A 6,338-nucleotide genomic window follows, 5' to 3' on the forward strand; every position below is an offset into this window, starting at 1 on the left:
TTTTGATTTTTATGATTTCGTGCATCTAATGTAGTACTTTTATAATTTTAACCCGCATTCTGTATTTGAAAATTCATTATGAAAGTAACGATCATATCCTGTATATTCCTATTTACACTTGTTAGTAAAGCGCAACAAATTACTATACAAGAAGATAAAGCAAAAATTCATTTTACCTTTATAGACCAAGATGTAGAAGGGGAATTAAGTGATTTTAAATTTACAGGAGGTATTGATTTAAATGCTGTTGAAACGGCGGTTATAGCTGGATCTGTTGCTACAGAAACTATAGATACTAATAATTGGCTACGAAGTAGACATTTACGAAGTAAGAAATACTTTTCTGCCAAAGAATATCCACGTATTTCTTTTAAAAGCAACAAGATTACTCCTACGGCTAGTGGTTTTCGCGTAAGCGGACAACTCTCCATTAAAGGTAGTACTCAAACAATTACTTGGGATTTTACAATTCAGGGAAATAACCTAATAGGAACTGCTTCTATCAATACACATGATTTTAATATCAACGTATATGATGAAAAATCACGTAATGAAGTAACCATTAAAATTATACTGCCATATACAAAATAATTTATAGTGAGGCTGTTACGGCATCAATAATACCAACATTAGATTTTGTAGCATAGGCTACTATCGAGAGTTGGTCTGTAGGTTGTATCCAATCTGGAAGTTGCAATAGAATTTGTCCATTTGTTGCATACCTATGTAACGTCTGTTCTGCCACTACGATATGTGTATTCTTCAAAGTTCTATTTCTATTTTCTCCTCGTTTTACTTGTGTTACTTTTTCGTTTATCGTCACAACAAATGTAAGTTCATTGGCAGTATTTGTCGTTGCTATTTTATAATCTACAGAAACCGTGTTACCATTTTGTTTTGCTTCACTAATCGTTAACGCTATAGGCTGCGAGATGCTGTTTTTACTATTCAATACATTATAAATAGTAGTTCTATCAGAGCCTGTATAATGTGAACGTCCATTAATTACTGCCTGGGGTGTGTATACACTACGTGATCTAAATTTTTCGGCATAGGTATATTGTTTCTGTGTAAATCCCTTAGTTGCAAAAGGATCTTTCCACCCTATATAATCCCAATAATCCACATGATAGGAAAGTGTAATGACATTCTCTCCATATGTGCTTTTAATTTCTTCCAGTAATGCATCTGCTGGAGGGCAACTACTACATCCTTGTGATGTAAATAGCTCTATTACCGTAGGCGTATTTTGAGCATATAAAATGGTTTGAAGTAAGAGAGTAAAAAGCAATAAAAGTTTTTGAAAGACACGCATCATAATTCTTTTTGCTTATGTATGTCTTTAGAAAGACATATGCCTTACGCTATAAACAAAAAAACCTGATAGTTATCAGGTTTTTTTGTTTATAATACGTTTTACTTAAAAACTCGGCTTGGGAGTTCCTTCGGCACTACTTTTTTGGAGAGTAGGTTGTTTAAACAATGATTTATTGCTAGATATACTCGTAAGTGTTTCTCTTATTACTTTACGTTGTTGTTCTGTAAAGAATGTATCCATATTTACATCTTCAATATTCATTGCTAATGCTTCTTTCCTAAAGCCTTTGGTTTTTGATTTCACAGTATATATGACATACGTTTTTAAAAACGTTTTCTGAGTTTCAGAAAAATTAGTTTTAGATGTGATTGTTGCTAATTGTGTATCAATTACTTTTTTTACTTGTTCAGAAGAAGCAATACTTTGTGCTTGAACAGAAACATACGCTAGACAGCCTATGACTACTAATATAACTTTTTTCATAATGTAGGTACTTATAATTTGGGTGTTGTAAATATAGTAAAATATTATGTATTTGGTTTTTAATGTGTTTTTTTGAGTACGATTTCCTACCTACCGACAGGCAGGCGAGAAATAATATGCCTAATATATCAAAGTTGCGTGCGTATACTAAAACAAATGAAACATCTTAAATTATTTAGACGTAGATTTTTATATTTACCTTCTTAGAGAAAGAAAAAATAGAGAAGTCTCATCAAAATATAGAAAGGATTCCTAGTAATCAAAATCTAATCTTTATTTTAGTAGTGAAAATAGTATTTATGAAGAATTTCTTTTTATGCATGATTTTATCTTTAGCATTCTCAACGATAGGAGCGCAAAATCTTGCAGTTTTAAAATATAAAGGAGGCGGAGATTGGTATTCTAACCCTACTTCCCTACCCAATCTCATTGCATTTTGTAATGAAAATATTCATACCGCAATGAATGAGCAACCCGATACTGTAGATCCTGGAAGTATAGATCTGTTTCAGTATCCTTTAGTACATATGACAGGTCATGGGAATGTATTTTTTACAGATGAAGAAGCAGAAAACTTACGTAATTATTTACAAAGTGGTGGTTTTTTACATATAGATGATAATTATGGAATGCATGAATACTTACCTAAAGAACTTAAAAAGATATTTCCAAATCAAGAGCTTGTAGAACTTCCTGCCTCTCATCCTATTTTTAGTGCCGCTTTTAAATTCTCACAGGGACTCCCAAAAATTCATGAGCACGATGGAAAACGTCCACAAGCTTTAGGATTATATGCTAATAATAGATTGGTTGTGTTATTTACAACAGAGAGTGATCTAGGTGATGGCTGGGAAGATACAGAAGTACACAATGATCCTGAATCTGTAAGGCAAAAGGCACTACAAATGGGCGCCAATATTGTTAAATATGCTTTTGAAAATTAAAGATGAAATTATACTTTTATTGTAGTTCCTGTCAAAAAGAAAATAGTTTTAAAACCAAAGCTAGAGATCGTTTTGAACTTCAAAAAGAACGAGGGAATGAAATCTCTGAACGTTGTAAAAAATGTGGAACCGTCGTAAAACGGCGTATTAATAGAGTTCATGCTAAACCAAATGCATTTATGATATTAGGAGGTTTAGCTATTAGTGCAATTGCAACAATATTACTATGGAATTTAGGATGGATAGCCTCACTCACATTTAGTATTCCATTTATAGCTTGGAGAACAGAAGAAAAAAAAGCGAGTGCCTTTAATAAAGTGATGGTTTCTGATGGATAATAACCAACTCACACATGATCATCACATAACGAAAGTTGTTGATAGAGAAATTATACTCGCCTGTGATCATGTGAAAGGCCCTGCAAATATAGGAGGTATCTTCAGGCTTGCAGATGCTTTCCAGGTATCAGAGATTCTGTTTTTTGGCTCTGATATAGATATAAAAAGTAATAGACTTAAACGAACTGCTAGAAATACACAACGTAGTATACGCTTTCGCGAAAGCGGAAACCTAAAGGAAAGTTTAGAAGATTTTCATCGTGAGTCATACCTTAGTATTGCACTCGAAATCACATCACAAAGTACTCCCATTCAAGAATTTGATGTTACCATTTCTAATAAGATCGTTTTAGTGATAGGTGATGAAAATCATGGAATTTCTACTCCTATTTTAGAAACAGTACACCATACCCTTCACATACCCATGTATGGTGATAATAGTAGTATGAATGTAGCACAAGCTACTGCAATTGCCTTATATGCATTGAGATCTTAGTAACAAATTACAAGGAGTTACGTCAAATCCATATGACATCAATCAAATTGTTATATTTATAGAAATGAAATCAAACACAATCACTTACGGAATATTACGAGCTATTGGTATTTTAGCAGGTATACTCTTATTACTTTACTTTTTATACGCTATACGTAGTGTGTTGACATACATAGTTGTAGCGGCAGTCATCTCACTTATTGGTAGACCTATTATTCGTTTTCTAAGAAGACGCTTAAAATTCAAAAATGGATTGGCTGTTGGATTTACAATGCTCATTATTTTTGGCGTATTATTCGGAGTGATGGCTATGTTTATTCCACTTATAGCTGAACAAGGTCAAAATTTATCCTTATTAAATTTAGATAGTTTAAAAGATGATTTATCATCTCTGTTTAATCAGATAAATACGTATTTTTCAGATAGAAATATTGATCTCTTCAAAACATTAGAGAGTATGGATTTAGGCTCTACATTTAGTTTTGGTGCCATTCCAAATTTATTGAATGGTGTGTTAGGAGCTCTTGGCTCATTGAGTATTGGCTTGTTTTCTGTAATTTTTATTACGTTCTTTTTACTAAAAGATAGTGCCCTACTCCACCAAGGTATTATGACGTTTGTAAAAGATAATAATGAATATCGTGCAACACAATCGTTTAATAAAATCAAGGATTTATTATCTCGTTATTTCTTAGGCCTTTTACTTCAAATTTTAGTACTATTTATACTTTATACTATTATTCTACTTGTATTTGGAATTGAAAATGCCATCGTCATTGCATTTTTATGTGCATTACTCAATTTAATCCCATATGTAGGGCCATTAATCGGTGGAGTGATTATGATGGTTTTATCTATGTCTAGTAACCTAGGTGCCGATTTTCAAGCTGTTATTCTCCCAACAACTATTAAGGTGATGGTCTGCTATCTTATTGCACAACTTATTGATAATTTTATAAGTCAACCATTTATTTTTAGTAATAGCGTAAAGTCACATCCGCTAGAGATATTTCTTATTATCATTATAGCTGGACTCTTATTTGGCGTTGTAGGAATGATCGTTGCCATTCCAGTATACACTGCATTAAAGGTGATCGCCAAAGAGTTTGTTCCTGATATAAAAATTGTTCAAAAGCTCACCAAGGACTTATAATGAATGTAGCCTTATTACGACCTGATGTTCAGGATTATTTAGCAATACATGAACATACACCTATTGCTACTTTTATTTTAAAAGGAAGTCCGTTTGATGCTATTTCTCCGCAAGAGTTAGCACAACAATTAGAAGGAAAACGTCGTATCAAATCAAAACTACCGCTTTGGTATACCACAGAAGGCATTCTTTTTCCTCCTAAAGTCAATCTAGAGCAAACATCTTCAGAACGTACAGCAAAGTACAAGGCTAGTTTATTAAATGCGACTACCATTGTTGATATCACGGGAGGTTTAGGGATTGATAGTTACTATTTTTCAAGGGTAGCATCTCAGGTAACGCATATTGAGATGAATGAAGAATTATCCGCTTTCGCGAAAGCGAACTTAGAAACATTAGAAACTTCTAATGTAACTCATGTCGTAGCAAACGCTATTGATTTCTTATCAAACACCAACGAACATTATGATGTGATGTATGTTGATCCAGGAAGACGTACCGATAGTAAAGGCAAGGTCTTCATGCTTAAAGATTGTTTACCTAATGTCCCAAAACATATTGATTTATTACTTTCAAAATGTACTACCATATGGATTAAAACGGCTCCGCTATTAGATATTACGGCAGGATTAAAAGAACTCAAGAATGTAGCTGAGATACATATTATAGCTGTTAAGAATGAGGTAAAAGAGTTACTTTGGCGTATTGAGCAAGAACCCAATGAAAATTGCACAGTACATACAGTTAATATTACCAAAAGTATCACAGCGCATACCTCTTTTACATATCAAGAGTTAATTACCGCTGAAGCCGTCTATGATGCACCTAAGAAGTATCTGTATGAACCAAATAGTGCTTTGCTTAAGTCTGGTGGTTTTAATTGGATAAGCAAGCAGTATTCAGTAGATAAATTACATCCACACACACAATTATACACTAGTGATACATGTATTCCATTTCCTGGAAGATCGTTTAACATTGAGAAAATACTGCCTTATAACAAACAACTCAAGAAAGAGTTGAACATATCAAAAGCGCATATCACTACGCGTAATTTTAAAGAATCTGTAAAAAACCTAAGAAAGAAATTTAAGATCAAAGATGGAGGTGATATCTATCTTTTTTTCACAACCTTATTAAATGATAAAAAAGTAGTTTTAGTCTGTCATAAAACAGCATAATTAAAAAATATACCTAATAAAAAACTCCTAGCAAATACTAGGAGTTTTTTGGTTTATATGTTTCTTTATTCTTCTTCGTTATCTTTTCAGTGTAAAGTGTCCTACAAATTCTCTTTGGGTTCCTAGTCCGTCTGGTTCTGTATAGTTTACTCTAAACCAATAATCATCTGAGTTCATCGGTTGACCATTAAAGGTACCATCCCATCCTTGACTGGTTGGACTTAGTTGCTTTATTAACTTCCCATATCTATCAAAGATATAAATCTGAGCATTCAGGTTAGGAGCTACTCCGATTCCTATAATATTCCACGTATCATGGAACCCATCTTGATTCGGTGTAAAGAATCGTGGATAATCGATAATGCCTATCTCTACTTCAGAGATACTACACTCTCCTGTAATTCTTCTTCCAAATACAGTATGTG

Annotated in this window: 9 protein-coding genes; 6 read left to right on the forward strand and 3 right to left on the reverse strand. The window is 33.1% G+C overall.

Translation table 11 applies throughout. From position 1 onward, the window contains the following. The first annotated feature begins 78 nt into the window (after positions 1-78). A complete protein-coding gene (locus Q1A60_RS10790) occupies positions 79-591 on the forward strand; it encodes a YceI family protein (RefSeq protein WP_299764423.1) in 513 nt (170 codons plus the stop codon). Position 592: 1 nt separating this feature from the next. Here the strand turns inward: Q1A60_RS10790 and Q1A60_RS10795 are convergent, their stop codons facing one another. After that, complete coding sequence (locus tag Q1A60_RS10795) at positions 593-1,291, reverse strand: DUF1223 domain-containing protein (RefSeq protein ID WP_299764421.1); 699 nt, start codon at positions 1,289-1,291, stop codon at positions 593-595. A 129-nt stretch (positions 1,292-1,420) separates the two neighbouring features. After that, entirely contained in the window at positions 1,421-1,801 is a 381-nt protein-coding gene (locus Q1A60_RS10800) for a hypothetical protein (RefSeq protein ID WP_299764419.1), read from the reverse strand. A gap of 299 nt (positions 1,802-2,100) precedes the next feature. On the opposite strand from Q1A60_RS10800, the gene Q1A60_RS10805 reads away from it, so the two are divergent. The 5 genes from Q1A60_RS10805 (at position 2,101) to Q1A60_RS10825 (ending at position 5,913) form a co-directional block, all read left to right on the forward strand. Further along, positions 2,101-2,745 (forward strand): DUF4159 domain-containing protein, encoded by a 645-nt coding sequence (locus Q1A60_RS10805; protein WP_299764417.1) that lies wholly within the window; start codon positions 2,101-2,103, stop codon positions 2,743-2,745. A gap of 2 nt (positions 2,746-2,747) precedes the next feature. Then, complete coding sequence (locus Q1A60_RS10810; protein WP_299764415.1) at positions 2,748-3,083, forward strand: hypothetical protein; 336 nt, start codon at positions 2,748-2,750, stop codon at positions 3,081-3,083. After that, positions 3,076-3,579: a TrmH family RNA methyltransferase gene (locus Q1A60_RS10815; protein WP_299764413.1), complete on the forward strand. Its 504-nt coding sequence runs from the start codon at positions 3,076-3,078 to the stop codon at positions 3,577-3,579. The genes Q1A60_RS10810 and Q1A60_RS10815 overlap by 8 nt, the downstream gene beginning before the upstream one ends. Positions 3,580-3,643: 64 nt before the next feature. Then, positions 3,644-4,732, forward strand: a complete 1,089-nt coding sequence (locus Q1A60_RS10820; RefSeq protein ID WP_299764411.1) for an AI-2E family transporter — start codon at positions 3,644-3,646, stop codon at positions 4,730-4,732. Further along, a complete protein-coding gene (locus Q1A60_RS10825) occupies positions 4,732-5,913 on the forward strand; it encodes a class I SAM-dependent methyltransferase (protein ID WP_299764409.1) in 1,182 nt (393 codons plus the stop codon). The genes Q1A60_RS10820 and Q1A60_RS10825 overlap by 1 nt, the downstream gene beginning before the upstream one ends. Before the next feature lie 78 nt (positions 5,914-5,991). Here the strand turns inward: Q1A60_RS10825 and Q1A60_RS10830 are convergent. Continuing rightward, a partial coding sequence (locus tag Q1A60_RS10830) for a T9SS type B sorting domain-containing protein (protein ID WP_300007692.1) occupies positions 5,992-6,338 on the reverse strand: 347 nt, incomplete at its 5' end.

The sequence above is a fragment of the uncultured Dokdonia sp. genome, from assembly GCF_947492535.1.
Classification (GTDB): Bacteria; Bacteroidota; Bacteroidia; order Flavobacteriales; family Flavobacteriaceae; genus Dokdonia.

Coding starts and splice junctions, on each gene's coding strand:
- Q1A60_RS10790 (WP_299764423.1), top strand. CDS start 79: ATGAAAGTAACGATCATATCCTGTATATTCCTATTTACACTTGTTAGT.
- Q1A60_RS10800 (WP_299764419.1), bottom strand. CDS start 1,801: ATGAAAAAAGTTATATTAGTAGTCATAGGCTGTCTAGCGTATGTTTCT.
- Q1A60_RS10805 (WP_299764417.1), top strand. CDS start 2,101: ATGAAGAATTTCTTTTTATGCATGATTTTATCTTTAGCATTCTCAACG.
- Q1A60_RS10810 (WP_299764415.1), top strand. CDS start 2,748: ATGAAATTATACTTTTATTGTAGTTCCTGTCAAAAAGAAAATAGTTTT.
- Q1A60_RS10815 (WP_299764413.1), top strand. CDS start 3,076: ATGGATAATAACCAACTCACACATGATCATCACATAACGAAAGTTGTT.
- Q1A60_RS10820 (WP_299764411.1), top strand. CDS start 3,644: ATGAAATCAAACACAATCACTTACGGAATATTACGAGCTATTGGTATT.
- Q1A60_RS10825 (WP_299764409.1), top strand. CDS start 4,732: ATGAATGTAGCCTTATTACGACCTGATGTTCAGGATTATTTAGCAATA.